The sequence below is a fragment of the Pseudomonas sp. PS02303 genome, from assembly GCF_029959925.1.
GTDB classification, from domain to species: Bacteria; Pseudomonadota; Gammaproteobacteria; order Pseudomonadales; family Pseudomonadaceae; genus Aquipseudomonas; species Aquipseudomonas mandelii.
The window spans coordinates 20,595-46,393 of the sequence record NZ_JASCOM010000032.1 but is presented as its reverse complement, the minus strand read 5'-3'; the positions used below and the strand labels follow the sequence as shown (position 1 = coordinate 46,393).

Here is a 25,799-nt window from a genome sequence, read left to right as displayed (position 1 = left end):
GTCGAGCGATGCCCGTCCAGGGAGGGATGGCCGAGCTCGATTCTCCAGAAGGTAGCTGGTGACACGAGTGTTGAGCCCACCCAACTAGGGTGACGGAAATTTCTGGGGTTCCGGCTTACATCCCCTGATTCAGCCAGTGAACCGCCTGCTCCAGGTGTTGCAACTGCAACGGTGCAGCCTGCTTCGTTTGCGCCGGATGCAATGTGCGGATGCCTTTGAGCACCTGTCGCACCGTGGGCGTCTTGGTCGGATCAGGAAAGCCCTGGGCGATATGCCACTGGGCCAGGGCGGCCAGGCGCTGTTTGAGCGTGCTAAGGCTTAGGGTGTCGGCGTAGTCCACCAGGTAGCGCACGATGCTGTCGCTGGTGGCGGGCAGGAAGCCGCACCAAGTCACTTCGAAGTGCTCGATGGCCGATTGGTAACTGCGGCGAGTGTTTTCCCGCGTACCGGCTTGCAGATAGCGACCGACATCCTTCATCGCCCGAGATTGCCCTTTGTGTACTGGAAAACGGTTGTCAAGCGACCGTTTTTGCCCATCTGATTAAATAATTCATGATTACCCAATTCTAGATTATTGGTAGAAAATAAGGGAAATTCTTGATAAAGTGCTATGTATCTACATGGTATGTACCACAGAACGAAATCGTTAGGAGGCTCCGTCATGGCCCGTGGTGGAATCAACAAAGCTGTCGTGCAGAAAGCCAGGCATGCCCTCCTCGCCCGCAGCGCCCACCCCAGTATTGATGCGGTGCGCATCGAGCTGGGCAACACCGGTTCAAAGACCACCATTCACCGCTACCTGAAAGAGCTCGAAGACGCCGAGCGCGGCCGGGATGCGGCTTCGATCCCGCTCAGCGAACAGCTGGCCAATCTGGTCAGCCAACTGGCAGATCAGCTAGAGGAGGAGGCGCAGGCCGCGGTGGCCCTGGAGCGCGAACAACTGACCCGCGAACGGCTCGATTACCAGCATCGGTTTCGACAGGCCGAAAGCCGCATCCAACAACTGGAAGGCCAGACCGCGCTCGACGCGGAACGGCTTCAGACCACTCATCACGAGTTGCAGCAGGCACGCGAGCAACGGCAACAGGCCGAGATCGAGAACGCCCGCCTACAGCAGGCTAATCGTGACCTCGAGGAGCGGCACAAGGATCGCGACGCACAGATCCACTCGCTGGAGGAAAAACACCGACATGCGCGCGACACCCTGGAGCACTACCGACAGGCCAGCAAGGAACAGCGTGAGCAGGAACAACGCCGACACGAGTCGCAGGTACAACAACTGCAACTAGAACTGCGGCAACTGCAGCAGACCTTGATAATCAAGCAGGACGAGCTGACGCAACTGAACCGCGACAATGCACGCTTGCTCACCGAGGCGCGGCAGTTGCAAAAAGAGCGACATGCACAGCAACAGCTAGTGGCGCAGAAAACTCAGGCCCTGGAGGCTCTGCAGAGCACGCTGGCCGGCTCCGAACGCACGAATGAAGCCCTTGATCAGCGTTGTCGCACATTGCAGGAGGAGGTGTCCCGGCTGAGCGAAGCCTCCGCGCTTCAGGCGCAGCAGACGCAGGGCCTGCAGAAGCGCTTGGTCGAAGCCACTACACAGCTGAAGCTACTCGGGGCACCGCTTGCGAACAGCGATGGCGCATGTAGCACATGAACCGGCACACTGAGCCTATGCGCTGAGCGGAGGTGAAGATGACACTACTTGAGACTACCAATGAGGGGGCTGCGGAACCTGTCCGTTTGACTACGCCACTGGGCCAGGCCATTGGTAATCTGTTCGCCCGGGCCTTGCCGCTACTGGATGGCAATCCGCCAGGCTCGCTCAAAGTCTTCGTCTTCGGCGGCTGCGCGGTGCACCTGCTCACCCATGCGCGTGGTAGTGCGGACATCGATGCGGAGATCGAGGCGGCCCGCGTGCTGCGTAAGGACGAGATCATGGCCGTCTACACACCGCCAGAGGGTTATGAGGACGGCGACGGCCGCGACTTGCAGGTGTACCTGGACCAGAACTACACCAATGCCCTCGGGCCACTGCACGAGGACTACCGCGAGCGCGCCATCCCGATGGAGGGTTTCGAGGGTGAGCAGCCGCTGCATATCTTCGTTGCCGCCGGCGTGGATCTGGCCATCTCCAAGCTCGGCCGCTTTACGGAAAACGATCAATATGATATCGAACAGCTCATCGAATGTGGCCGTGTCGATGTCGGCCAGTTTGTTACACTGGCAACAGAGGCAATCGATTATGCCGTGGGCAACCGAAGCGCAATGCTAGGCTGCCTGAAACTGGTCATAGCGAAGTACCTGGAGGATGGGCGAGATGCCACGTCTGGATCGTAAACAAAGCTTTGGCACGCTCCTGGAGACTGTCACCCAGCAGCGTCTTAGCCAAGTTGCGTCCGATGCTCTTGTGGAGCTTGCCAAGCAGTTGTGGTACGAAGAGCGCGACCTCGTGCCAGTACTGCAGCGTGAAGTGGCAAGCAAGCTGCGCGAGCCTGAACAGAAGCTGCGTGCCCTCTATCTCGTCGACCTGCTGCGTCGCTTTCCCTGTGTATCAACGGACAAAGCCGCGCGCCTAAAAGGCTTTGTCAGCAGTTGGTCGAACCTGAAACCAGCAGAACGCTCACCTCGTGCGACCCAGCTTGTCTCTCGCTACCAACTCGACAAGCTGGCCTATGAATGGGGGCTTGAAGAGGACGTCAGCAAGCAGATGCAGGATGTCCTGGCTTTCCAAACCCGCCATTACGCCGCCACCCAGGGCGTGAAGACGGGCTATTCAGAGCCAACGCCCGTAAGCTAGCAGCAGGGCACGGCAAAATGGACGCGGAATGGCCAACTCAACAAATGACGACCAACGACTCGCTGATCTAACACGCGAGGCATTAGCCGACGTGAGCGAGGGTTTGGTGATCGATCACGCATTGGTCGAGACCTGGGCTCAGAGCCTTGATACCGACACCCCGGTGCCTTTGCCAACTCCAGATCGGCCTACTTAATTCGCAGCAGGCCGAACTGATCCTCAGCGGTATCAGGCTGAAGCCATTGCGCTAAGCGCGCCTTCGCTTGAGCAGGACTTCCATTCTGTTCGTTTAAATACAGCAAGTTACAGAACGAATGCACTAATTTTTGCCTCATCTCGGCATACCCCTGATTCCCCCCTTACCTCGGCATAACTTCAATCAGGCGTTCAGAGCCGATTCTATAATTGACTATAAAATCCTATAAAGCCCATCCTGAGTAACTTAGCGACGCTAGAAAGATATTTAAATACAATCAGTTGCAGCGCGTATGTCCTAATTTTCCTTTATCTCGGCATGACCCCCACAACTGCCGCGACACCGCCGACGAGCAGTGCCAGGGCGAAACGCTTGGCCATGGCCAGCCTGTCCATTGCAGGCTCACCCGCAGCAAGCATGGAAATCAGGTCATCCGTTTTCATGGCTCTGTTTACCTCTGATCACCATCGCCAGCGCTTTCAGGCCGCGATGGATACCTACCTTGACCGCAGAACTGGAAAGACCGGTCAGTTGAGCCGTTTCCTCTACCGAACGGCCTTCCAGTTTCACATGAATGATGGGCAGACGCTGACGCTCGGGCAGGTGCTGTAACAGCTTGCCCAGATCACGCCGGGCCTCCGCCGGGCGGCTATCCTCCACCTCGAACATGTCTTCGTCCAGCGAATCGGACAGCGCATCGCGGCGGGCGAACGCACGGAAGTGATCGGCCAGCTTGTAGCGGGCGATCGCCTGCACCCACACGGTCAGCGGCTGTTCGGCGCGATAGGTGTGCCTTGCGTTGTGCACGGCCAGCAGTACCTCTTGCAACAGGTCCTCGACCTCTCCCGGGCGCTGCGCCAGGCGTCGGCGAAGGAAACCGCGCAGGTGCGAACTGAGCGCGGTGAGGAATTCGCGGTATGCGGCCTCGTCGCCAGCCAACCCACCCAGAAGCAATGACTGCAGGCGCTCTTCGCGCGTGGCCATGACCTCATAGCTTGTAGTTCGCTCCATTGGCCGCCTTAGTTACACCGCAGGTGGATATTTTTCATTGAGCCCAGACTGCATCATATCGGCCGCAACGCCAAAGGTTTCAATCGGCGCAGGTGCACCGAAAGAAATCTCAACATTTTTCTGCCGCGCTGTAACCGTATCGACTGCTACGACGAATTACCTGTCGGACCGTCACACCGAGCTGACGGCCATCCAGTCCATTACGGAGATATGCCATGAAAAGCATCGCCCTCGCTACCGCCGCACTCGCCCTCGCCTCCATTGCATCCACCGCCATGGCCGACAACCAGGCCACGCCAAGCGTGGAAAAATGCTACGGCGTGTCCCTGGCCGGCAAGAACGACTGCGCCGCCGGTGCCGGCACCAGTTGCGCCGGCACCTCCAAGGTCGACTACCAGGGCAATGCCTGGAAGAACGTCCCGGCAGGCACCTGCACCTCGATCAAGACCCCCAAGGGCATGGGTTCGCTCACGCCGATCAAGTCCTGACCCACGGGGTTGCCGACCACGCCCGCACGGCACCGATGCGTGGCGTGGCCGGCGCACCGCTTTAGCACCGCCTGCCCGTCACCACGCTGCGCCCATGCAGGCCGCAGCCCGGCGGGATGCAAGCACCAACGTTGTGTATTCCCTGACGCCTTGCCGATACGACAGGCAACGCGCCAGGCCGTTTCAACGATCAGGGAGCGTTCAGCATGTTCGCCGTAGTGGGTCGGTTCTTCGGTAAGTCAGTCCATGGCAAATTGACCCTGGGCTTTGGCGCGGTGCTACTGCTATCGATCACGCTGTCCGGGATCGCCCTGCGCAGCATCAATCAATTGACCGACCGCAGCGAAGCGCTGGTCGAGAGTGCCTCTCTCGCCACCCTGATCGCGGCGGTTCGCCTCAAGGAAAACGAATTCGACCGCAATGGCCAGAGCAGTGCTGCCCAGGCCTACACCCGCGAGGTCGAGAAGCTGGGTGCGCGGGTGAATGAAATCCGCGCCAGCCTGGGCCCCGAGGCCAGCGAAACCCTGGATCACATCAGCGCCGTGGCGGGAGACTACGAACAAGCATTCGACAAGCTGGTAACGGCACGCCACCAGGCGACAAGCGCAGAAAAGGCCATGCTCCCCGCCATCGAGGCCATCGAGCAGCACTTCGGCAATGTCCGCCAGGCACTGTTTGACCTGCTGCCGGGCGGCGACCCGCAGAGCATCGAGCGGGCGCGCATGATCGTTGAGCTCGAAACCATCATTTCCCGGCTGCGCGAGCAGGTCCAGAGCTACATCGCCCGCCCCACAGCCGAAGGCGAACAGCGGGTGGCCCAGACCGCCGACAGCATACGCAATCGCGGCAATGAACTGTGGGAGCGGCTACCCAACGACACCCTGCAGGCGCAACTGGTGGAAGGGTTGCGGGCCGTGCTGGCCTACCAGGACCGGGTAAAGGAGTTGCAAAGCAGCGTGAGCCAGAGCGAATCGGTGAAGCAGACCCTGCTCGCACACTCCGAGGAGCTGCAACGACTCGCCACGATCGCCTACCAGCAACAGGTGCAGGGGCGCGATACCGATGTGCGCTCCGCCCATGGCGAACTGCTGGTGGCCCAGGCACTGGCATTGCTGCTGGGCCTCGGCGCCGCCTGGCTGATCACCCGGCAGATCGTGCCGCAACTGCATCGGGCCCTGGCCCTGGCACGGCACATCGCCGCCGGGGACCTCACCGGCAACCTGGACCATCGCCTGCACGATGAACTGGGTCAGTTGATGGATGCCATGCGGGAAATGGCGCGTCATCTCAGGCAGATCATAGGCCATATCGGTGCGAGCACCGAACGCCTGACGGTATCGGCGACCGACCTGTCGGGCGTGGCGACCCGCAGCAGTGCCGGGCTCAGCGACCAGCGCCACCAGACCGAACAGGTGGCGACGGCCATGGGCGAAATGGTCGCCAGCGCCCGGCATGTGGCCGAGGACGCGCGCCAGGCCTCACAGTTGGCGATCACCACCGAAGCCCGCAGCGTCGAGGGCGACCGGGTCATCAGAGAAGCGGTCGAGCAATTCGAAGCCCTGGCCAGCAATGTGCAGGTGTGCAACCAGGCCATGGCCCGCCTGCGCCATGATGGCGAGCGCATCAGTGGTGTACTCAACGTGATTCGTGACGTCGCCGACAAGACCAACCTGCTGGCGCTCAATGCCGCAATCGAAGCCGCCCGCGCCGGTGAATCGGGGCGCGGGTTCGCCGTGGTCGCCGATGAAGTGCGGGCGCTGGCGCAGCGCACCCAGAGTTCCACGCGGGAAATCGAAGCGCTGGTCCATGCCCTGCACACCGGCACCCAGGAAGCCACCACGCTGATGGAGCGCAGCGAAAGCATGAGCCACACCAGCGTGCAGCTTGCGCACAGCGCCGGGCATGTACTCGAGGAAATCCGTGAGTCGGTGGCGTCGATCCAGGCGGCCAACCAACAGATCGTCGTCGCCGCAGACCGGCAGACACAGCTTTCCGAGCATATCAACGAAAACATCACCACCGTGCGCAGCATCACCGAAAACTCGACCAAGGCGGGTGCTCGCATCGCCTCGGCCAGCCAGGAGCTCTCCAGCCTGGGCGCAGAACTGAACGAGCTGATACGGCACTTCACGTTCTAGGCATTCGACTGAAACCATACGGCCCGACCAAGGAACGCCTATGAACATTCTCCACTTGCTGGGCAAGCGCCCCGCGCGCCCTGTCATCGACGAAGCCTTGCTGTCCAGCCTGCTGACGCTGGCCTGGGTCGTGGAAGCCCGCGATCCCTACACCGGCGGCCATCTCTGGCGCGTTGCCCAATACTGTGCGCTGCTGGCCGAAAAAAGCGGCTTCGCACCAGCGGAGGTGGCGCGCCTTGCCCTGGGTGGTTTCGTTCACGACCTGGGCAAGGTCGGCATCCCGGATGCCATATTGAGAAAGCCCGGCCCGCTGAACGATGACGAATACGCGGTGATCCGCACGCACCCGGAAATCGGCCGGCGCATGCTCGAAACCCATCCGATAGCCGCGCTGGTGATGGATGCCGTGGCCTCGCACCGCGAAACCCCAGACGGCAGCGGTTATCCCCACGGGCTCGGCGCAGCGGATATTTCCACGATGGCCGCCATTACCGGTATCTGTGACGCCTTCGACGCCATGACCAGCTCCCGCGCCTACCGCCCGGGCATGCCGCTGGACAGGGCGCTGGGCATCATCGGTCAGAACCTCGGCACGCAGTTCAATACGCACTATGGCCGCCTGTTCATCGAACTGGGGCACGAGGGCCTGCTCGACGCCGTAATGGGGCATACCGACGCGGGCATTCCCCTGCGTCGCTGCGCGATGTGCGGCCCTACCGTGGTCCTACAGCAGGCTCACGTCGAGGGCGATCATGTCTTCTGCCCTTCGTGCGCCAGCGGCTACGAGTTGGTTCGCCCCACCCCGGACGCTGCCCTGGCACTGCGTGCAACCGGGCAAACCGGCAGCGCGGACGACCTTGCGCCCCAACCCGATACCGACCTGCTCGCCCGCCTGGCCCGGCAATTCAGCCCGGCCCGTGGCCCGGCCTGAGCCGACAGCCCCTACCAGCGCAACACACAACGCCCCAGCAACGCCCCCAATGCGGTGGGCAGGGCCATGCCCAGCACATACCAGACGCCCCAGAACGGCACGGTCATTTCCGGGCAGTGCAGGCAATAGACCAGGGTGGCCAGCGTACCGGCCAATGCACCGGCACCCGCCCCGGCCAGGGGCAGCCGGGTGGGCGCCAGGCCGCGCAGCGCCCAGGAAAAGGCAACGATACCGGGGAGCGAGAGCAGCAGGATCACCCGTATCAGCTACGTCTCTAACCATTGACACAGCAGTAGGCCTGCAAGATTGGGCTTTACCACTGAGTCAGTGAACTGCTCATTGACAGTCAATGTTTGCGCCTGATATTGACGCATCAGGAACGCCAAAAGTGGAGGATTGACAGAGGCATCCGGCCTCAGATTCTTAACGCCTCCAAACATTGACAGTTTTATTTGGGTGAATGCAAACGTGCCTTTGAAAAGGCAGTGCCGAAGCCGATGAGAATTACGACAATTTGCGGCCGAGCCAAGCACTAGCGGCGAGTTCAAACCTACGCCGAGGCTATATACAAAAATCACGACCTCACTGAAGCAGATATGCGCCGAGCGCTGTTTGGCGGTGCAGCCACTTGCGCAGACTCATGCCTTACATGAACATGACAATCTTTCGGATAACTCGAACATCCAGCCAGTGAAGGCTGCGGAGAAAAAGAAGATCGGTGAAAGCGTTCACCCCCGTGTTAAGGGTCACGCTGCGGGTCGGTAATGAGTTTGAGGGTAGGAAGCACACAATGGTCCATGAGGAGGATACGCTCAGTACGCGTCTCGCAGAACAGAAAGCGATCAAAGCGGCCAGGAAGAATTACCGCCTTGTAGAGTTGGTTTCTGTAAAACCGATGTAGCGTGGCTCATCGACTTGCCACCAAAGATCAGTGCACCCGTTATAAGACCATCCCCTCGGCAAACCTGAATCAGCAGTTTCTCGACCATCCGAGTGCCCTGGGTAGTGGATAACAGTGCGAGGGGCTGTTCCTTGGCAAAACGTTGCTTAGGCTTGCTCAGCCAGCGCTGGGCTTTTTTGACGTCTCCGAACAGCGCCTCTGCCATTGCTGTCACATGTGCAAGTCGGAACAACCGATCACTCTCGTCCAGATTTAAGCGTTGTCGGCGAGCCAATCGGGCGTTAAGGGTCCCAACCGGCATAATCTTTTCAAGGGCGACTGCGTCGTACACGCCAGATTCGCTAAGCAATTTGAATCTCTCGGCTGCGAATCCTGCCGCGATAATCTCGTGGTTCTCTTGCTCTGATGCCCCTACGCCAATTTGAAGTGAAACTCCAAGATGACGTCGGTAGTGACGGTACACCGGTTTAGGCAGCAATTCAGCCAACATAGGTCGCCTCTTGACCGGCCATGTTCCACGACGGGTGACGTTCTTCTAGGAAATATGGGCTGGTAGTACAGCCCTGTCAACGTCGGCATCTGACAACAAAAATTCCCCGGGAAGGAAATGTTGCTGCTCAAGACTTCAACTGACGCGTCCACACGAGCATGCAGGTTCTCCTCACGTATTCACATGCCCGGCCGATAACCACTATGCCCTGCTGGGCACTGGATAACGGAATTAGGGATGAACCGGATGATGTTTCGCAACGCTCTCGCATTTACGCTGGCATTAGTGGCCTGTAACTCAATAGCAGCAAGCTTTGATTGTTCTAAGGCCGCAAATTTTGCGGAATCCAGCATCTGTAATGACGGCTATCTGAGTGGCGTCGACAGCATTCTGGCGCGCTCCTATCAAAAAGCCCTCGCTGAAACGGAACACCCGGATGAGCTACGGCAATCACAACGCGAATGGCTATCGGTGCGAGACCAGTGCACCACCCAGAAGTGTCTCGATCAAACCTTGGGAGCTCGTGTCACCTTTCTGGATAGTTACTCACGCGTTGAAAAAAGTAAGGCATACGCTGCAGAAGAGAAGCTGCGCAAGGATGAGTATGAAGCTCAGCGCCAGGCAGAGGATCTTGCCAACTCACAAAGAGATCAGCAGTACCGGATCGCTCAGGAACAATTCCGTCAACAAAAACAGCAATCTGCTCAGCCGCACCAGGTGGCTCAAACACAATCACAAAGTGTGCAACCGGCGCCCTCCTCTCAGAGCCCAGCCAATGTGTTTTCGGCACAGCAAGTGCGCCCTGCTCAGCCTGTAGCTGGGAAACCAGCAGTGCTACGCATGTGGCAGGCCTTCTGGGCAGGCCCGGCATGGAAATACACGCTCTTGATAGGATCTTTGATCACCTGCCTGGCGATCTGGAGACACCACACAGAGGCTGCCACGATCTACACCGACTACACCGATGCTGCGATCACGAATGCGCTGCCCGCGATCGGAGCGGTTGCGGCTCTGATCCTTCGCTGGCTTGAAATGCCTGGCTTGGTCTCAGGGATAGCGTTGGGTACCGGGATTATCTTGGCCATTGCATATGCCGTATTCGCGACCTTCCGGACAAACCAGGGAGCTCTGAGTATCACCCTAGTTATTGTTGCCAAGCTCACTCTCATCACAGTGTTCTACGCGTTGATTGGAATGCTGATCGCGTCTCTCTTTTCGAACAGTGCCAGACGCAAAGGTGAATCCCAAGCGCGTGCTGCTGCTAGAAACAGTCGAGAGAAGAAGCAAACGATGGCTCTGATCACAGGCTTGTCGGTGGCTTACACCGCTTTTACTGCCTGGGTCTGCCGGCGACCTGAGTTCACCTCACTTTCCGAATGCCTGGAATTTGATACAGCACCTGCATAAGCCAGGGCGATCGGAACGCGATCGCGTGCTTTAGTAAACAAGTAGCCCGGGAGATTTCCTGGGCTTTTTTTGTGCCACGTTACTATCACTGCAGCACCTACACATTTGCTAACCAAGTTTAGTAGCACCCCAGCGGTCAAAGGTGAATACCCAAGATCAAATTGGGGCAGAATTCGACGATCAAAATGGAGCACATAAATGAAGTGGATTAAAGGGGTGATTGTCGGCGCATTCTTGCTCGTAATCACTGGTGCGGGACTGGGTCTGTTTTATGTTTTGCCGCAGTACGACGTGGTGGCCATCACCGGCGTTGAGGTAAAACGTGTGGACGATGACGGCGTCATCAATGCTGAAAACCCGGCCGACGGCCCGACCCGGGACGTGTATTTCATTAACACTGAACACCCAACATCGAAAGTGGTAAAAGTTTACCGAAACGACGACACCGGCTGGAGTTTTCCGTGGTACTTCAAGTTTGATTCGGCCGACGTTCAGGCAAAGGCTCAGGGTTACTCACGAGATGCCCAGCAACTGGCGCTGATCCGTTACTACGGCTGGCGCATTCAAATCTTGTCCGTGTTCCCAAACATCACAGACATCGAAGCCACAAACAGTCGCGAAGAGCCGTTTCCTTGGTTCAACACGATCTTCCTCAGCGTAGGCACGCTACTGATTTTGTTTGTGGTGTTTTTCATGCGCCGGCGATTCAAGCGCAAGACCAGGGGCGAAGTACTGGGTTGAACAGTTGAACCACCCGCCTTTTCAGCTTGGAAGATTCGTTAACCGCAGAATGAATGCCAGTCAGTTACCTGACTGGCATTTTTTTGTAGGTGCGATTCCTTGTTACGGCTAGGCTAAAGCAAGCCAGTCAGCGCTTTACCATTTCACACTGACGTCGCATGTCATCGTTTTTGATGCTCCCGCAACTGCCATTGCCAGTCTTGGCGTAGCACAGGTATCGCTGGTCGTCGTCGCGGATACTCGCGCAACTGCCGTTGCCTGTTTCGACGTAGCAGGCGTTACGCAAGTCGTCATTGTTGATGCTTGCACAGCTTCCGTTGCCCTCTTTCACGTAGCAGTATTTGCGCTTGTCATCATCACGGATACTCGCACAACTGCCATTGCCGGCCTCCACATAGCAGGTAGCGCGCAGATCGTCGTCCTTAATGCTCGCGCAACTCCCATTCCCTTCTTTGACGTAGCAGTAGGCGCGTTGATCGTCGTTGTTGATGCTGCCGCAACCGGCGTGAGCGAAGCCGCTGAGCGCCAGCAGCATTACCAAAAATAGCCTCATCCCACCCTCCATTAATTGCCAAACGCTACCTGAAACTGTTCGTAATTGCCGCCTCGATAACCGTGGTTCGGGCACAAGAAGGCAAATGACAGATCAGCCGCGAGCTTCTTTCTGAAGGTCGTCCAACTCGTCCACGATGTCTTCATCACGATCCTCGAACGCTTTGGCCATATCACGCTGTAGATCAACCTGGACTTCCATGGTTTTCTTGGCCAATTTCATGCCGTCCTTAGAGCCCATGATAATTTTCATCGCCTGATCCGGATGCTTGCTGGCCTCGATCATCAATTCGAGTTCGTCGGCATCAAAGTGATCTGCGTAGACCTGGACCAGGGTGTCTTTCAGTAGGTCCTGGGAAATGTTGTCCTCGATCACGGCCTTGATTTTTTCTGGCGCGACTTCGCGATATTTGGATGCATAACCCGACGTGGCGACTTGCACTACCATCTTGTATTGGACGTCCATGCCCATCAACTTGACCAGTTCTTCAGCTTTGTCCTGGCTTGAACCGCAACCGGCCAGCAGCACCGAGCAGAGCGCCGTGATTGCCCATTTGGAAACGTTCGTCATGAAATGCCTGCCTTTGTCTTGAGATTTTTTTAGGTGACCGTGGAGTACGGCGGACCGCACTCCAGGCTCTAGGAAATGTGGTGATCAGTTCGTCTCAAGCGTGAAGCTTTTGCTCACGAACAGGCCGGAAAATAACGACTTGTCTTCCTTGAAAATGTAGGACTCTTCAAACTTGGCATCGGTGGCCAGCTTTTGAGCGATCGCGCACTCCGAATCGCTGTGATCCTTGCCCTTGACTCCAAAGTCACTCTGATAACCTGATAGGCCTGTTTCATTGCAAAAGCCGGTGAACTCCTCACGCTTGGTAGCGGCCTTGAATTCGTCGAACGACTCCTTTAACTGGTCGAAGCCCTTGTAGGTCAGCGAGTAGCTGGCCACCTTGGTCTTACGAGCAAAGTCACCTGCGGCTTCCGCAATTACGGCCTGGCCCATGGACGTACTGTAAGCCCCCATGATGAAGCCACTTAGCGCGCTCTTGAGTTGCGCCTGGACATCGTCAAGCTCTGGGATGGACGCAAATTTAGCCTCGCGCACAATCCGGCCAACTTCGCTGCCGTCATTACGATGCACCACTACAAACTCGACCGAGCCTTCGCCGTCGCTGGAGCGCGTGAGCTTGAAGTCCAAGTCAACTTTGGTGCCGAACTCCCCTGTAGCGCCGGTGATAAATGCACCAGTGAACGGCAGACGTTGGACGATATTGCTACCCCACGAGTAGGGCGACTTGACCACGCCTCCGTACTGATCCATCTCCGCGCGCGGCTGGATCTCATCCGCTACTTCCGAAGGCAGGACCACATCTGTGCCTTTGTGCGACAGGTAAGGAGTACTCATGTCCATGCCCAACAATTGGACATGAATCTCGCCCTTCTTGTTATCACCTTCGCGGCTAACCTTGAGGGCGTCGGCCTTCAAGTAAACGCCACCGGCACGACCGCCACCAGTACTGGACGAAAGCAGATACCGTGACCATTCGACCAGGGCAGACTCTTTTGCCCCGGAGTCCATTCCACCGAGCAGCCCCATAATCCCTTTCAGGAATTTATCTGCGCCGTTGGTCTCTGCTGCAACCAGGCGGATTTCTGGTGTTTCAACGGTGACGTTTCCCGACCAGAAGGAATAGGAAATATCTCCCTCGCTCAGGACGTTCTCGAGGAAGTACTGTTCCTTCATCTCATCGTACTGACGCAGCGCTTGCTTCTTGCCGGAGCTCGATAACCCCACACCAGCCGCAAGAATCGCAATACCGGCGACCGCAGCGGCGATGAGGATGTGCTTCTTGTTCATCGTTTTCATAGTCGGTTGCCTTACTGAATTTGAGCAGATGCTTGCTGCCAATCAATCACGTGCTGCTGAGAGACTGCAGGCGTCCAGTTGAAGTCGATCCCGGCGCTAGGAAATTCCTTGGCCAGTACGGCACCAAATGACACTCTGTCAGCACAGTGGTCTTGCTTGCAGGCCTCAGCCGCGCCAGCGGTATACACGCGATACGTAGGAACGGCGCGACCGTCTTCGAGCGGCAGGAAGGGTGTCATGTTTGCCGCCGGCAGCACGTACCACTGGCTCTCCAGTTCAGCATCAGCCTGTACACGCCCCTTACGTGGGAAGTCGACCTCGTAGAAGTCGCCGCTCTTTCCGGTGACGTGAATCATCATCGGCACAGCGGACTTTGAAGAGCTCGGGTCCTGCATTGCGATCGGCGATGGGAAGGTGACTTTGATACCGGCCATCTGCGCCAGCGCTTCAGCCTCCCGACCTTCGAATTCCTTCATCCCGGATTTGAGTTGTTCGTAACGCTCCAAGACGCGTGTGTGCAGCTCAGCCATTTGCTGCTGCAGGCGACGTACTTCTCTCATGCGGATCTCCTCGCGACGCAGGGCGAAGTTATTGCCTTGGCGAGCATCGAAGTAAAACTCACCACGGTTCTCGCCCATACGCGTTTTGAGAATGTTGTCTTTGGTTTCCGACGCGTATCCCTCGGGGTAAAGCGCTTCGAAGTTCTTGGCGAAGAAGAGGTTCGACAGGCCGACGGTCGTTGGCGACGTTGCCTTCACCAATTGGTAGACCTCAACCACAGCGCGCTTCAACTCAACCGCATCAAGAGCAAATGCCTCATCTGCAGTGATCACTACGTAATACGGATCACTGGAGAACGGCGACAGGACACGGTAGTTGGGGCGCTCAAAGGCCAAATACACCTTCATGTTACGCGCAGGCAGTTCACCCACCTGAAAGAGTGCTTGGTCTGCCCGGCTATTCAGGAAAGAAAGCGCCTTGCCTTTCACCGCTGGGACCAGTGCCTGGTTGAACATCAGACCGCTCGGGTGCACGGTTGTTTTTGACCAGGTATCACCGCGATAGGTGTTCGGTACCGCCCAACGCAATTTGTCAAAGGACCCCTCGGCATAGCCTGATGCAGAGCAAGGCATGGCGGGTGTCGACGCAAAGGACAGACTTGGATCGGACTCATCAGTTACCGACTTACTGATAACCCATTTGCATCCGCTTCCGTCGGTAATCCCCATCAGGTTCTGGTTGGCCAGCACCAATGAGCGGCCGAAGTCACCGGTAGGAACGGCGGCAACAGCGGCCGGCGCTTCAGCTGGAGCGGCAGGCTTAGGGGCGGCGGCTGGAGCTGCCTCCACAGGTACTGTGGCCACGGCAGCTACAGGAGCAACAGGGGCAACGGGCGCAACCGTCACAGGTACTTGAGCCACCGGCACCGGTTGCACTGGCGCGGGTGAAGCCTCTGGTGCTGGTTGTGGTATCACAGGTGCCGTTACAGGCGCTGGGGCCGGTGCAGCAGCCACAGGCGCTGCGACGGCAGGCTCAGTAGGCGCAGCGGCGGCTGGTAGTACAGACGCAGCCGCCCCAGCTGCTGGTGGCGTAGGAGGAGAAGCCACGGGGGCTACCGAAACAGCGGGCGCGGCAGCGGCCGGAGCGGCAGGCGGTGAAGTCAGCGTGGCCAGGCCCAGATTGGTCGCATTGCCCGCACCGGTGGCGTAAACCGCCCCCTTTGCGTCGACTGCTTTCCAGGTGACCTTGGCCGTCGGGCATTCCTGTCCGAGAATATACGGGAGCTTCGATAGAAGCGTGTTCAGCGGCTTCTGGTCATCCCACGTTGGACGCTGCATGGTGATGGCCACTTCTGGTTTGCACCAGGTGGTCGCCTCACCATCGACGTTCACCTGGATCTGTTCTGTCTTCGAGTAGGCGAGCTGGTGAGCCCAGGCTTGCGGCGCGATGCCGCAAGCACCCACTACAACGAGAGCGAGTGCGCGGTTTTTCATGAAGATCCCTTAGATGAGTTCCCAGGTGCCGTTGGCTTGTTTGCAGAAGGTGTTCTTCTCCTGCTCAGTGTTTCCGTCGGCCGCTTTGAGGCTCACGGTCACCGGCCGGCAAGACGTTTCAGCAGCGACCTGCTGAGTTGGCAACGTCGGGATCGAATCCAGATCGAAGGCCTTTGTTTCCTTGTCGGCAGCGACGTTCATCTCGTCCAGGTTGGCCGCGGGCTTCACACTCTTCGCAACGGCTACTGATTTTGGTTCAACCAAATCTTTGTGGACGTAGCCGACAGTGACACCCTTGCGGCCGACAAGAATCCAGTCGCCTGTCGAACCAACGGCAGTGAACTCGGTGCCGGGTTTCAAACCACCCACTTTGTCTGCGCCTTTTTCAGGCGCGGCGCGGACGTTCGAACTGCTTTTGGTGACGTACTGCTCGTTAATGAGTTTCATCGAAGGGACGGCAACGATCTTAGGTGCACGTTTCACTTCAACCGTTTTGGTTTGGGTGAACTCTTGGCCCTGAACGATCTCCGCCGAAGCGCCGGAATGCGCCGATGTCCAGGACACAGGCAAACTGGACCCGCTCGGCGAGGCGTTCAAAGCATCTTGCGTGCGTTGCGCCAGGGCCTGCTGATCCTGCTCATCGAGTTTTGCACCGATTTTGTTACCGATGTAACCGCCCAGTGCACCGCCGACCAGGGTTGCCACGATCCGTCCGTTGCCTTTCCCGATGAACTGCCCGATGACAGCGCCAGCGACGACACCCACTGCGGTACCAGCCTGTTGCTTGTTGATGCCCAACTCAGCGCAGCCAGAGGTTGATGCTGCGATGGCCAATGCCAGTACTGAAACGAGAAACTTTTTACGCACGGTGACTCTCCCTTTGTGTAGGTCACTCTGCTTTCAGCAGAGGCCTTGTGATGTTGTAAAGCATTGCTTCTGAGGACATGGCCCAATGGAAAACGGTGGCAAGCACAACTGGCTGTTTGCCCAAGCTCCTGAACGCATCTCTATAACCGGGGCTATCGACAATTGCGTTGCCAACAACGAGAGGCAGCATAACGATCGAAATCACGGCGACCGGTCGAACGAAGCGAATTCGCCCGGGGAGGCTTCGAAGCGCCTCAATACCCGAGATGATCAAGACCACAAGACTGATGCCGCCGAAGAACAACCCGCTAAGAAGGGAGAAGGGGATAAACCACATATTCTTGAGGACGTTCAAACCCTCAGCGCCGTGGATGTCGGTGTGAGCGACGTCATAGGCCATGTTGTCGGCAATGCCAGGCAGATAAGCCTGGTACTGCTCTCGCGTAGCCAGAAGGTTCATGCCCTTCACATAGAGAGGACCGAGCTTGGTTTTCGCCATGTGGCGAACCTCGGTGGTGTTGGCCAGCGCATCTCGTGTCCGCACACCGGGATTGATTGACCGGGCATACTCGTCAATGGTCGGCTGGTACCCCAGATCTGCCCCAGCATTCGGCCACTTGATCGGTCGCCACTCACTCCCCGGAATTCCCCCTGCACGAAAACCTTCGAGCTGTGCATACGCCCTGCTGATGTCACTGATGGAGGGCACGACAGTTTCTTGCAGCCGCTCGTATAACGCGTCTCCATTACGGACGGTGTAGCCACGAAAAACTGCAGCTGAAAAGCCTTGGAAGTTCTTGTCGATGCGCTCGACGTAGGAGCCTTGAACACTCATCAGAACGCCGAGGTTTGCTATGAAAGCCTTGCCCTCTCCCTGGTCCTTGTAGGCCTTGTAGGGTATCTGCGGAATAGTCAGGGAGTCGTAAAGCAACCCCTTTTTGGTGACGTATGCGTAGAGGCTGCTAACCCGTAGCGAGCCGGGGAATTGCTCGGCGATCCAATCCGGAGCGGCCCCCTGAAACCACCAAGTCAACGGAGTGACAACAAGTGTCGATGCTGCGAGCCAAACCCACAGCACCCTCCCCTTGCCTTGGTAACGTCGATAGCAGATTCGCCATACCAGCAAGCACATGCTCGTAGCCGCCAGGATCTGGCTATACGTCTCAAGGACTTCGAGTTTTCGGAGGGGGATATCAGCGCCAGCGAAGTTGAGCAGCTCGGCGTTGAACAGCAGACTGCAGATCAAATAAAGGGCGTTCAAAACAACAAGTGCGATTAGCATCCAACGGGTCCTTGTCAGAAATTAAACGCCAGGCCCTGGATGATAAGGGGGAGCGCGAATAGATGTAGCATATTGCCATCTAGCAGAAGACGGCACCACTCAAAATGCCCCGTCGAATTCCGATGCAGAACGCCGGGCAGATGTTTTCGTTACCTACGATCAGAACTTAACGGGACTGAGAGGACTTTCAATGCCGGGCACAACATTCCCTCCCGCACGTTCCAATTCTGGGTTTCAGACGGTGTGTAAATGGAGAATGGATGTCTCGGCGGTCGCCGGCGGCCAAGCCGTTAAACTGCATCAATGCGATCAGTCCCAATGAGGGGATCTTTCCCCTTGGCCGGCGTTCGCGCTCAAACAACGAAAGCGCAGCGCATGAACAATGCATTGCGAAAACCCATGGAATAGGCGGCATGAATTGAATCAGTCACTCAAACCCGGCGAGAACACAACGATCTCTTCCTCCCAAGGGCGGGTGGAAGTTACCCATGCGGCAGGTAACAACCTGGACGTAAACCTTACTGCGTTTTTGGTCACCGACACTGGCAAGGTGGTGGATGACAGCGGCATGGTTTTCTTCAATGCACCCGTGCACTCTTCAGGCGCGGCGACATTCGCGCCCCCGATCGCTCATGGCGACACGGTCAGTCACAGCATCAGCTTCGACTCGTCTCGACTCCCGTCCAATATCACGAAGATCGCAATCACTTTGACGCAAGACGGCAACGCCGGCGGCTTCGAAGCAGTCAAAGACCTTCGCGCTATCGTCATTGCCGGGGACCAAACCCTGGAACTGGCACCTGAGCCCTTTTCACAAGAGACGGGCATCATCGTGCTTGAGTTGTACGTCCGGAACGGCCAGCTCAAGGCGCGCTCTGTATGGCAAGGTTTCGCCTCAGGTCTTGCCGGACTCTGCGGGTTTTATGGCATCGAAGTTGAAGACGTTGCATCCTCCGCGCCGGCGGCGACACCTGCACCGCCTCCAAAGCCCGTCAACATCGCCAAGACCGTGGTTAAACTGGACAAACCTGGCAGCAGCCACAAGGTGTCCCTCGAAAAAGGGCCGTCCGCTCCAAAGGTTATTCGGGTCAGCGCAACGTGGGTTGATAACGGCGACGGATCTGACAATGACGACCTCGATCTGCGGATTGGCATCCTTCGTCCTGATGGGCGAATGTCCATCATCCAGGCACCTGACAAGCGTGGGGCTTTTGACGTCGATCCCTTCGTTTTCCATACCGGTGACGTAGTCTGCGCCAGCGCCTCCGCTCCAGGTATTGAAACCGTCGAAATTAATCCAGCAATCTCGCAGCTCATGGGGGGCAAGGTAGTGCTGGTCTGCAGCGTTTATTCAGCAGTAGACAACGGTGCGGTTTCGGTGGCATCGCTAAAACCAAAGATGCGGATGGAATACGGCGACCAGGTCGTAGAGTGCGCATTCGAATTCAAGTCCGGGTTTTTCAGCTCAATGGTGTTCACCTATGTAATCGGTCAAATCGAAATTGACCAAGATGGTATCCATCTAAGTCCATCCGGAGTTACCTCCAAAGCCGGCAGTGAAGCCACCCCCTGGCTGACTCGGAAGGGAGACAAAATTGAGCTAACGATGGACGGCCCACACGTATTCAAAGGGCGCCCAATCGAAAGGAGCGGCAAAAAGCAGTACGTCTAAGCTTTCGTGCTAGTAGGCGCTTTAAGCAGCTTCATGCCTGACCAGTACTCCCGCGACGGCACACGGCCGCCGCGGGATTTCTATTTTGGTTGTATGCCAGCATCATCGGCCTCATAAACCCATGTTGAATCGCCCCGCGCCCTCGAACAAAACAGCTCTTCCCATAGGAACTTCCCGCGGCGACCTCACTGGCCGTATAAGACTTGCAGGAACTTCGAGCGCCGTTAGGTTTAACCCGACGGATGAACCAGCCGCCGGTGCAGATACGGCTGTTTCACCAAGGCCATCTCATCATCAGGCGCTCTAATCGTCACAAAGGAACCATGCATGCAGATCACCCAAGGCCAGCGCATGTCGCTGGCAAATATTCTTCCCGGTCTATCCTTCACTCTCTCGGTCAACATCGAAAGCCCCAGCGTAGTCGACTTCGTCTGTTTCGGTGTCGACGACCAAGGCAAGCTTTCTGATGATCGCTATATGGTCTTCTTCAATCAGCCTGTTACGCCTTGCAGCAGTGTGAAGCTTGCTGCGGGTGGCCAGTTTGAAATTAATCTAGCCATCCTGCCCGCCACTATCGATCGCTTGATCTTCACTGCCTCCATCGACGGTGCCGGGGCGATGAGTGACATCCGGAATGGCAACTTCAAAGTAATCAGCCCCGCTGGTGAGATAGGAGCGACCTGCGCGTTCTCAGGGCTCACGTTCACAACCGAGAAAGCGGTAATGATCGTTGAGCTTTACCGAAAGAATGGGGAGTGGCGGTTGGCCTCTAACCTTCAGGGTTTTGCTGAGGGCCTGGACGCTCTCGTGAGGCACTTTGGCGGCGAAGTTACTGAAGAAGCTGCACCGGCACCAGCACCTGCCCCATCTCCCTCCACAATCTCTCTGGAGAAACGTGTAGCTGCTGTCGCGCCGGAACTGGTCAGTCTGGCCAAGAAGGCACAGGTAAGCCTCGAGAAAGCCTGCTTGGTTGGGATGAAAGCTCGTGTTTTGCTCGTGCTCGACGTCACCGACTCGATGCGAAATCAATACAAAACCGGCCGCGTACAGGAAGTTCTCAATCGTCTTGTGCCCATCGCCGTAGCCATGGATACAGATGCCGAACTTGAGTGCTGGACATTCGCCGAACGGCCACTGCGACTCTCACCTGTGACGCTTACCAACTACCAGAACTTTGTCGAATCCGACAACAATGGCTGGACCAAGTGGGACGTCGGTCGGCGTTACAATGATGAACCGAGAGCGATCCAAAAAGTGATCGAATCCTTCCAGGCGTCCAAAGACAAAACCCCTATGTTTGTCGTTTTCATCAGCGACGGTGGCGTTTCTGAAAACCGCAAGATCACGCAACTGATGGTGGATGCAGCGAAGCTGGGAATCTTCTGGCAATACGTTGGTTTAGCAGGCCGGAATTACGGCATTCTGGAAAAACTGGACACCATGCCCGGGAGAGTCGTGGACAACTGCGGATTCTTTGCCCTGGATGACCTTCACGACATGACGGAAGAGCAGTTGTACGACCGGCTGATGCAGGAATTCCCGATGTGGATCTTGGAGGCAAAGCGCGAAGGAATCATTCGCTAATCCTCTCCTGCACTGCCCTGCCTCACACCGCGGCGGCTCAAGCCGCCGCGGTTGTCTTCAGTTCAAGACCAACATATCCATCGGCGTCACCTCAACAAAACGCGCAGAGCGGTCCAGCTTTACCACTGCGCCACACGCGTTCAGGGTCGCTGCAGGATCGATCGCATCCAGACGATTAAAATCAATCGCATCCCACTGATCTCGGCCTACTAAGACCGAGAGCACGTAGTGATCATCCACCGCACCGGTTGCGGTGTTGTTACGCTGAATGTAGCCCGACACCAGGATCTTCTGGATCGCTGGCAGTAGAGCAAATACCTCTCCTACAACTCGAAACAGAGAGCCATAGCACAGCGCGACAAAGTCTCTGCGTACCTGGGCATCCGAACGATTTTTGAAGGTTAGTTTGCCGTTACCCCGGGCTTCAGCGCTGCGCTGCGGGATATCGCCCTCATCAGGTAAATCAACATCGAGCGCGACGCCGGTAACGTCTTGTGAGAACTCATAGGCCACTTGGGTTTCTTTTGGCCAGGCAATGCCGCTCAACACATAGTCCAGGGCACGTTCCATCTGAGCACTGAAGCCCTTTGCCGCCAGCCGGAATGCTTTCTCGATTTCGGTGCGTTCAAGTTCATGGGCGTCCCGCGTGGACTGCCAGTTCGCGAGGTCTTGTTGATACTGCTCTTCCGCCGACTCAGCCTCACGCTCAATCTTCGCGCTGCGAAGGAGCATTCGATCCATCAAACCCGGTGTTTGCTGAGCAGGCCTGCGGGGCTCTTCAATGGCGAATGGAGCTGGGATTACCGGCATGGCCCCCGGCCGAGGCGTCAGGAGGTGCACGCCTAGGCAGGATTCAAGCTCCTGATTGACCTTATCAGCTGCTTTGGTCAGCAAGTCCTGAATGGAGTCGGCCATCTCGGATTTGACGCGTTTGACGACAGCCGCCGGCAACTCGATGTCATCCATGTCCGTAATCAACAACGTGCCATCGTCGTTTACCTTGACCTTTACCTGGCCCGAGTATTCGCTTCCGGCAGGACCTGGTTGGGAACTACTCGATCTACTGGGCCGGTCGATCCTCTCACGGTATGAAAGACCAGTACCGGGTAACCCAGCATTGAGAAAGGTGCCATTGCGGCCCATCGTCATACTCAAGCCCCGGGGGCCAACTGAAGTGCTGATCCCCTTCCCGCTGATGTTAAGGCGTACGCCAGGCACAATCGTGATTCGCTTGCTGAAACGAAATCCCATGACTACTCCTTGATCCTTATTCCTGGATTCTTTGTTGTTTGAAATGCCGGCATCGGTCGGAGCCCCTACGATAGGCTCGACGTCCATTTACATCGGAGGTCGCGCCTGTGGCAATAGCGCAACCACCGATATATCACTTATGCCCGTCCGGCAATGTAATCGTCGATCGAACTGAATTGCCGATTGCGGCACATCCAGCCTGAGAGGAATACGAATATCGTCGTGGCAAGAACTGCCCAGCCGCGCCGCCGCCGGGCCTCACTTTTGGTGCGGGCACCACCGCACAGCAGGAGGGCCATCATCAGGAGGTAGAAGGTCAGCAGAATGACCTTTGCGAAGAGGGATAGAAGAAAAAACCAGATGCTGTTGCTTCTGTACGTTTGAATAAGCACCTGCAATGACATAAGACCACCAAGGACACAGGCAGCAATGATGGAGTAGTTGCGTGGGACCTCGAGCCAGGCGCTCGCGACGAAATACGCACCAATTCCCAAGATTGGAGTCAAGGTTGTCCAAAGCGCGTCGGTGTAGTCCTGATAGATCGTAATGGTCCCCCGGCGGTGCAGGTAAATGCAGACCAGCAGCAACATTGCCATCACGAACAAGCCAATCTTCAAGTTCAGGATCGCTTGATGATCATCCGCTGCACTTCGCGTCGCTGCCGACTTCACCACGGCAGAGACCATTGGAGAAGAAGCAGCCTTTGAAATCACATTTGTTTCAGATTGATCAACCCGGGTAGCGGCAACGGAGGTTGGCGCTTTAGATGGCAGATCAACCTTGGTGCGTGATAGAGCACTGAGCCGCTCATTCATCGATGCGGATAAGCAACTGGCGGTCTTGCAGTTGTCACGCAGGCGCAACCAGTCTCGTTGGTCTTGACGGACCTGTCCCTTGTTCGGCGCTGCGTCTAGAGCGCGGACATATTCGGAGTTCATCTGCTCATCCAGATGACTGAGTGCAGAATCTGCGCAAATCGATTTCTCAGCAAAGCTTGCAGCTTTGTTGCAATCAAAGCTGGTGGCATTTGAGTGGGCTGAGACTAGGGTGAGCAACATTACGAAAAGGCCAGAGCCGATGTTGAGTCGCGACATATTCGATTTTCCCTTCATTTTGTTTGCTCCAGCGTTTCGCCAGAGCCCTGCCTAACCGCGCTCGTATGCGAACGCCTAGGTGCCTGATGTCTGGCTCTTATTTACGACGTTGGGACCTGAAGAAATGTCGTGCCGTCCCACTTGTAGTTTTCGGTGCTCTGAACACTCGGGCAGCAATCTGCATCATCCGGACCGACGGAGAGAACAGTCAGCCTGACGGTTTGGGGGTCAACAACCTGGATGTCCTGGACACCATTGCCGACTACAGCTTTCCCACGGAACTCCCAGCCTGCCGAACCGCCAATGAACGCGGCAAGTGTTTGGAAGTAGCCATTTCCACCACCCTGGCCTTCGATCGTGTAGAGCACCACAGCATCCTTGATGCCGTCGCTATTCAAGTCTGCAAAGATGATCTGACGGCCGTCCTTGTATTCATCCCCGCCATCCTGAGCAATCTCACTCGCAATCATCCGATCTGCAGATGCAGCAAGATCGGATGGCACTAATGCCTTTGCCTGAACTGCAGGCACAACGGACTGGCTCGCTGGCTCAGCTGCAAAGGTAACTGGAGCGGCCGGAGTCTGAGTCGGTGTGTGAGGAACCTTACCTAACAAGATTGCCTCGGTCTCAGACATTGGCTCGGCAGGCTTAGCAGAAGCGTTGGTGGCCTTAATGCCGGCACTGACCTTTTGAAGCACTGCGGCACGCAGTTCTTGCATGTCTGAAATGTCGAAGAGTTGGTTGCGGGTATTTCCGAACGGTTGGGCTTCCCCCAGGAACCATCGCGCAAAAAAACCGGGACGTTTGTTTTCTTGTTGGTCGACCAGGTGGTCAATCAGCTCATTGGCGGTTTTTGAGAAGCGTTCAAATCCATCCTTGCCAACGACCTGCACGATCGAGTCCTTTTCCCGGTCAATATTACTGCGCGCGAGCTCGAGCATGACAATGTTCGTGTCGACCAGTTTGCTTTCGCACTCGTTCGTATAATTTCCAAGGCATGCCTGCCTGTATTCTTGAACTGCGTTGTTGGCCTTGAAGTCGTTGTAGGCTCCGCAGCCTGACATGGACACCAAAACACCTACAGCTACAACCCCACGAAACATGCCCATCCAAATATCCTTTTAAACCCGAGAACCGGTGGACTGCCGTGGAGATCGCCAGCAGTCGTTCCTAATGTTGAAGAGATCAAACCGCCGCCCACATGACCCATTCCGAGGTCATTCTGTAGGCAAGAAAAAGCCCCCGGTTCGCGGGGGCTTTCTCAAGCCTTCCGGCTTAGCCGATGTTCACGCCCATCGATTTAGCCAGAGGGGCCAGGCCGCCCGCAAAACCTTGGCCGATCGCCTTGAACTTGAACTCGTCGCCATTGCGGTACAGCTCGCCGAAGATCATGGCGGTTTCGGTCGAAGCGTCTTCGCTCAGGTCGTAGCGCGCCAGTTCTTTGCCGTCAGCCTTGTTCACCACACGGATGTAAGCGTTGGCAACTTGGCCGAAGCTCTGCTTGCGTGCTTCAGCGTCGTGAATGGTCACGGCGAATACCAGTTTCTTCACAGCGGCAGCCAGACCGGTCAACTTGACGTTGGCTTGCTCGTCATCACCGGCGCCTTCGCCGGACTGGTTGTCGCCCAGGTGTTCAACCGAACCGTCAGCCGATTTTTTGTTGTTGTAGAAAATGAAGCTGGCGTCGTCGAGGACTTGGCCGCTTTCACCCAGGATGAAGATCGACGCGTCGAGGTCGAATTTCGAGCCGTCGGTAACTCGTGCGTCCCAACCCAGACCTACAGTGACTTCGGTCAGGCCTGGAGCCTCTTTAGACAAACTTACGTTCCCACCTTTCTGCAAAGATACGGCCATTTTTGATTCCTTTTAGTGAGGTTGAAAGGCCTTTAATACAAGGCCAATCAGGAAAAATATTTAATTAAATCAACGACCTACGCGCTAGAAGTTCATGCCGTAGTTATTGGCAAGAGCTTTCAAGCCACCGGCATAGCCCTGGCCAACAGCGCGGAATTTCCACTCGCCACCGTTGCGGTACAGCTCAGCAAACACCATCGCAGTTTCGGTCGAAGCGTCTTCTGCCAGGTCGTAACGAACGACTTCCGCGCTGGTCGTATCGTTAACGATACGAATGAAGGAACCGCCGACCTGACCGAAGCTTTGCTTACGTACTTCAGCATCGTGAATGGTAACGATGAAGACGACTTTGTCCACGTCGGCCGGGATGCGGCTCAGGTCAACCTTGATTACTTCGTCGTCGCCATCGCCCGCACCGGTGCGGTTATCGCCAGTGTGCTCAACCGAACCGTCAACGCTTTTCAGCTGGTTGTAGAAAATGAAGTCGGCTTCGCCGCGTACTTTGCCATTTGCTGCCAGCAATAGCGCACTGGCGTCCAGGTCGAACTCAGCACCATCAGTAGCACGCGGGTCCCAGCCCAGGCCTACCAAGATTTTGGTCAGGCTCGGGTCGGTTTTGGTCAACGAAAGATTGCCACCTTTCTGTAGGGTCAACGCCATGGGTATTACTCCTTGT

At 56.8% G+C, this 25,799-nt stretch carries 25 protein-coding genes and 1 pseudogene; 10 read left to right on the top strand and 16 right to left on the bottom strand.

Annotated elements, in window-relative coordinates; genetic code table 11:
- Positions 1-115: 115 nt before the first annotated feature.
- A complete protein-coding gene (locus tag QMX98_RS11055; protein ID WP_282410760.1) occupies positions 116-478 on the bottom strand; it encodes a hypothetical protein in 363 nt (120 codons plus the stop codon).
- Between the two features lie 183 nt (positions 479-661).
- Here QMX98_RS11055 and QMX98_RS11050 point away from each other — a divergent pair, with 183 nt between their 5' ends.
- Genes QMX98_RS11050 through QMX98_RS11040 form a run of 3 tightly spaced genes read left to right on the top strand, consistent with a single transcriptional unit; the run spans position 662 to position 2,803 of the window.
- Positions 662-1,660: a DNA-binding protein gene (locus QMX98_RS11050; protein WP_282410759.1), complete on the top strand. Its 999-nt coding sequence runs from the start codon at positions 662-664 to the stop codon at positions 1,658-1,660.
- Positions 1,661-1,698: 38 nt separating this feature from the next.
- Positions 1,699-2,343 carry a DUF6036 family nucleotidyltransferase gene (locus QMX98_RS11045; RefSeq protein ID WP_003117289.1) on the top strand — a complete coding sequence of 215 codons (645 nt, stop codon included), beginning with the start codon at positions 1,699-1,701 and terminating at the stop codon, positions 2,341-2,343.
- Positions 2,324-2,803 (top strand): hypothetical protein, encoded by a 480-nt coding sequence (locus tag QMX98_RS11040; protein WP_003117290.1) that lies wholly within the window; start codon positions 2,324-2,326, stop codon positions 2,801-2,803. The genes QMX98_RS11045 and QMX98_RS11040 overlap by 20 nt, the downstream gene beginning before the upstream one ends.
- Positions 2,804-3,307: 504 nt before the next feature.
- On the opposite strand, the gene QMX98_RS11035 is transcribed toward QMX98_RS11040, so the two are convergent.
- On the bottom strand, positions 3,308-3,442 hold the full coding sequence (locus QMX98_RS11035) for a hypothetical protein (protein WP_282410758.1): 135 nt from the start codon (positions 3,440-3,442) through the stop codon (positions 3,308-3,310).
- Positions 3,429-4,010, bottom strand: a complete 582-nt coding sequence (locus tag QMX98_RS11030; protein ID WP_034011917.1) for a sigma-70 family RNA polymerase sigma factor — start codon at positions 4,008-4,010, stop codon at positions 3,429-3,431. Before QMX98_RS11030 ends, QMX98_RS11035 begins: the two co-directional genes overlap by 14 nt.
- A 215-nt stretch (positions 4,011-4,225) precedes the next feature.
- Here QMX98_RS11030 and QMX98_RS11025 point away from each other — a divergent pair, with 215 nt between their 5' ends.
- The 3 genes from QMX98_RS11025 to QMX98_RS11015 all read left to right on the top strand — a co-directional run bounded on the left by QMX98_RS11025 (position 4,226) and on the right by QMX98_RS11015 (position 7,567).
- Positions 4,226-4,498: a DUF2282 domain-containing protein gene (locus QMX98_RS11025; RefSeq protein ID WP_021703082.1), complete on the top strand. Its 273-nt coding sequence runs from the start codon at positions 4,226-4,228 to the stop codon at positions 4,496-4,498.
- A gap of 206 nt (positions 4,499-4,704) precedes the next feature.
- Positions 4,705-6,636: a methyl-accepting chemotaxis protein gene (locus QMX98_RS11020; protein ID WP_021703081.1), complete on the top strand. Its 1,932-nt coding sequence runs from the start codon at positions 4,705-4,707 to the stop codon at positions 6,634-6,636.
- Between the two features lie 40 nt (positions 6,637-6,676).
- A complete protein-coding gene (locus QMX98_RS11015) occupies positions 6,677-7,567 on the top strand; it encodes an HD domain-containing phosphohydrolase (RefSeq protein ID WP_282410757.1) in 891 nt (296 codons plus the stop codon).
- 11 nt (positions 7,568-7,578) lie between these two features.
- Here the strand turns inward: QMX98_RS11015 and QMX98_RS11010 are convergent.
- Together QMX98_RS11010 and QMX98_RS11005 are read right to left on the bottom strand one after the other, a co-directional pair.
- A pseudogene (locus QMX98_RS11010) lies at positions 7,579-7,821 on the bottom strand (NrsF family protein); the annotation flags it as partial.
- Between the two features lie 588 nt (positions 7,822-8,409).
- A complete protein-coding gene (locus QMX98_RS11005) occupies positions 8,410-8,958 on the bottom strand; it encodes an antitoxin Xre/MbcA/ParS toxin-binding domain-containing protein (RefSeq protein ID WP_017849609.1) in 549 nt (182 codons plus the stop codon).
- Between the two features lie 237 nt (positions 8,959-9,195).
- Here QMX98_RS11005 and QMX98_RS11000 point away from each other — a divergent pair, with 237 nt between their 5' ends.
- Entirely contained in the window at positions 9,196-10,365 is a 1,170-nt protein-coding gene (locus QMX98_RS11000) for a lysozyme inhibitor LprI family protein (RefSeq protein WP_179294960.1), read from the top strand.
- 198 nt (positions 10,366-10,563) lie between these two features.
- Complete coding sequence (locus QMX98_RS10995; RefSeq protein WP_033896496.1) at positions 10,564-11,106, top strand: DUF1523 family protein; 543 nt, start codon at positions 10,564-10,566, stop codon at positions 11,104-11,106.
- A 127-nt stretch (positions 11,107-11,233) separates the two neighbouring features.
- Here QMX98_RS10995 and QMX98_RS10990 read toward each other — a convergent pair whose 3' ends face one another.
- From QMX98_RS10990 to QMX98_RS10965, 6 genes are all read right to left on the bottom strand, one after another.
- A complete protein-coding gene (locus QMX98_RS10990) occupies positions 11,234-11,659 on the bottom strand; it encodes a hypothetical protein (RefSeq protein ID WP_042561205.1) in 426 nt (141 codons plus the stop codon).
- A gap of 93 nt (positions 11,660-11,752) precedes the next feature.
- A complete protein-coding gene (locus tag QMX98_RS10985) occupies positions 11,753-12,229 on the bottom strand; it encodes a hypothetical protein (RefSeq protein ID WP_042561206.1) in 477 nt (158 codons plus the stop codon).
- Between the two features lie 84 nt (positions 12,230-12,313).
- On the bottom strand, positions 12,314-13,525 hold the full coding sequence (locus QMX98_RS10980) for a hypothetical protein (protein ID WP_033896493.1): 1,212 nt from the start codon (positions 13,523-13,525) through the stop codon (positions 12,314-12,316).
- An 11-nt stretch (positions 13,526-13,536) separates the two neighbouring features.
- Positions 13,537-15,519: a hypothetical protein gene (locus QMX98_RS10975; RefSeq protein WP_042561207.1), complete on the bottom strand. Its 1,983-nt coding sequence runs from the start codon at positions 15,517-15,519 to the stop codon at positions 13,537-13,539.
- Between the two features lie 9 nt (positions 15,520-15,528).
- A complete protein-coding gene (locus tag QMX98_RS10970; RefSeq protein WP_033896491.1) occupies positions 15,529-16,386 on the bottom strand; it encodes an SH3 domain-containing protein in 858 nt (285 codons plus the stop codon).
- A 22-nt stretch (positions 16,387-16,408) separates the two neighbouring features.
- A complete protein-coding gene (locus tag QMX98_RS10965; protein ID WP_042561208.1) occupies positions 16,409-17,668 on the bottom strand; it encodes a hypothetical protein in 1,260 nt (419 codons plus the stop codon).
- A 418-nt stretch (positions 17,669-18,086) separates the two neighbouring features.
- On the opposite strand from QMX98_RS10965, the gene QMX98_RS10960 reads away from it, so the two are divergent.
- Both QMX98_RS10960 and QMX98_RS10955 read left to right on the top strand, forming a co-directional pair.
- On the top strand, positions 18,087-19,340 hold the full coding sequence (locus QMX98_RS10960; protein ID WP_042561209.1) for a TerD family protein: 1,254 nt from the start codon (positions 18,087-18,089) through the stop codon (positions 19,338-19,340).
- Positions 19,341-19,667: 327 nt separating this feature from the next.
- Positions 19,668-20,924: a VWA domain-containing protein gene (locus QMX98_RS10955; protein WP_042561210.1), complete on the top strand. Its 1,257-nt coding sequence runs from the start codon at positions 19,668-19,670 to the stop codon at positions 20,922-20,924.
- 57 nt (positions 20,925-20,981) lie between these two features.
- Here the strand turns inward: QMX98_RS10955 and QMX98_RS10950 are convergent, their stop codons facing one another.
- The 5 genes from QMX98_RS10950 to QMX98_RS10930 all read right to left on the bottom strand — a co-directional run bounded on the left by QMX98_RS10950 (position 20,982) and on the right by QMX98_RS10930 (position 25,783).
- Complete coding sequence (locus tag QMX98_RS10950) at positions 20,982-22,175, bottom strand: DUF4236 domain-containing protein (RefSeq protein WP_080896062.1); 1,194 nt, start codon at positions 22,173-22,175, stop codon at positions 20,982-20,984.
- 137 nt (positions 22,176-22,312) lie between these two features.
- A complete protein-coding gene (locus QMX98_RS10945; protein ID WP_162184592.1) occupies positions 22,313-23,269 on the bottom strand; it encodes a lysozyme inhibitor LprI family protein in 957 nt (318 codons plus the stop codon).
- A 101-nt stretch (positions 23,270-23,370) separates the two neighbouring features.
- Entirely contained in the window at positions 23,371-24,378 is a 1,008-nt protein-coding gene (locus tag QMX98_RS10940; RefSeq protein ID WP_095668235.1) for a hypothetical protein, read from the bottom strand.
- 166 nt (positions 24,379-24,544) lie between these two features.
- Complete coding sequence (locus tag QMX98_RS10935) at positions 24,545-25,123, bottom strand: TerD family protein (RefSeq protein WP_033896483.1); 579 nt, start codon at positions 25,121-25,123, stop codon at positions 24,545-24,547.
- 84 nt (positions 25,124-25,207) lie between these two features.
- Positions 25,208-25,783 carry a TerD family protein gene (locus tag QMX98_RS10930; protein ID WP_042561212.1) on the bottom strand — a complete coding sequence of 192 codons (576 nt, stop codon included), beginning with the start codon at positions 25,781-25,783 and terminating at the stop codon, positions 25,208-25,210.
- Between the last annotated feature and the right edge of the window lie 16 nt (positions 25,784-25,799).

Bases quoted from the DNA above. Each gene is read 5' to 3' on its own strand.
- QMX98_RS11055 (WP_282410760.1), bottom strand. From the start codon at position 478: ATGAAGGATGTCGGTCGCTATCTGCAAGCCGGTACGCGGGAAAACACT.
- QMX98_RS11050 (WP_282410759.1), top strand. From the start codon at position 662: ATGGCCCGTGGTGGAATCAACAAAGCTGTCGTGCAGAAAGCCAGGCAT.
- QMX98_RS11045 (WP_003117289.1), top strand. From the start codon at position 1,699: ATGACACTACTTGAGACTACCAATGAGGGGGCTGCGGAACCTGTCCGT.
- QMX98_RS11040 (WP_003117290.1), top strand. From the start codon at position 2,324: ATGCCACGTCTGGATCGTAAACAAAGCTTTGGCACGCTCCTGGAGACT.
- QMX98_RS11035 (WP_282410758.1), bottom strand. From the start codon at position 3,442: ATGAAAACGGATGACCTGATTTCCATGCTTGCTGCGGGTGAGCCTGCA.
- QMX98_RS11030 (WP_034011917.1), bottom strand. From the start codon at position 4,010: ATGGAGCGAACTACAAGCTATGAGGTCATGGCCACGCGCGAAGAGCGC.
- QMX98_RS11025 (WP_021703082.1), top strand. From the start codon at position 4,226: ATGAAAAGCATCGCCCTCGCTACCGCCGCACTCGCCCTCGCCTCCATT.
- QMX98_RS11020 (WP_021703081.1), top strand. From the start codon at position 4,705: ATGTTCGCCGTAGTGGGTCGGTTCTTCGGTAAGTCAGTCCATGGCAAA.
- QMX98_RS11015 (WP_282410757.1), top strand. From the start codon at position 6,677: ATGAACATTCTCCACTTGCTGGGCAAGCGCCCCGCGCGCCCTGTCATC.
- QMX98_RS11005 (WP_017849609.1), bottom strand. From the start codon at position 8,958: ATGTTGGCTGAATTGCTGCCTAAACCGGTGTACCGTCACTACCGACGT.
- QMX98_RS11000 (WP_179294960.1), top strand. From the start codon at position 9,196: ATGAACCGGATGATGTTTCGCAACGCTCTCGCATTTACGCTGGCATTA.
- QMX98_RS10995 (WP_033896496.1), top strand. From the start codon at position 10,564: ATGAAGTGGATTAAAGGGGTGATTGTCGGCGCATTCTTGCTCGTAATC.
- QMX98_RS10990 (WP_042561205.1), bottom strand. From the start codon at position 11,659: ATGAGGCTATTTTTGGTAATGCTGCTGGCGCTCAGCGGCTTCGCTCAC.
- QMX98_RS10985 (WP_042561206.1), bottom strand. From the start codon at position 12,229: ATGACGAACGTTTCCAAATGGGCAATCACGGCGCTCTGCTCGGTGCTG.
- QMX98_RS10980 (WP_033896493.1), bottom strand. From the start codon at position 13,525: ATGAAAACGATGAACAAGAAGCACATCCTCATCGCCGCTGCGGTCGCC.
- QMX98_RS10975 (WP_042561207.1), bottom strand. From the start codon at position 15,519: ATGAAAAACCGCGCACTCGCTCTCGTTGTAGTGGGTGCTTGCGGCATC.
- QMX98_RS10965 (WP_042561208.1), bottom strand. From the start codon at position 17,668: ATGCTAATCGCACTTGTTGTTTTGAACGCCCTTTATTTGATCTGCAGT.
- QMX98_RS10955 (WP_042561210.1), top strand. From the start codon at position 19,668: ATGCAGATCACCCAAGGCCAGCGCATGTCGCTGGCAAATATTCTTCCC.
- QMX98_RS10950 (WP_080896062.1), bottom strand. From the start codon at position 22,175: ATGGGATTTCGTTTCAGCAAGCGAATCACGATTGTGCCTGGCGTACGC.
- QMX98_RS10945 (WP_162184592.1), bottom strand. From the start codon at position 23,269: ATGTCGCGACTCAACATCGGCTCTGGCCTTTTCGTAATGTTGCTCACC.
- QMX98_RS10940 (WP_095668235.1), bottom strand. From the start codon at position 24,378: ATGGGCATGTTTCGTGGGGTTGTAGCTGTAGGTGTTTTGGTGTCCATG.
- QMX98_RS10935 (WP_033896483.1), bottom strand. From the start codon at position 25,123: ATGGCCGTATCTTTGCAGAAAGGTGGGAACGTAAGTTTGTCTAAAGAG.
- QMX98_RS10930 (WP_042561212.1), bottom strand. From the start codon at position 25,783: ATGGCGTTGACCCTACAGAAAGGTGGCAATCTTTCGTTGACCAAAACC.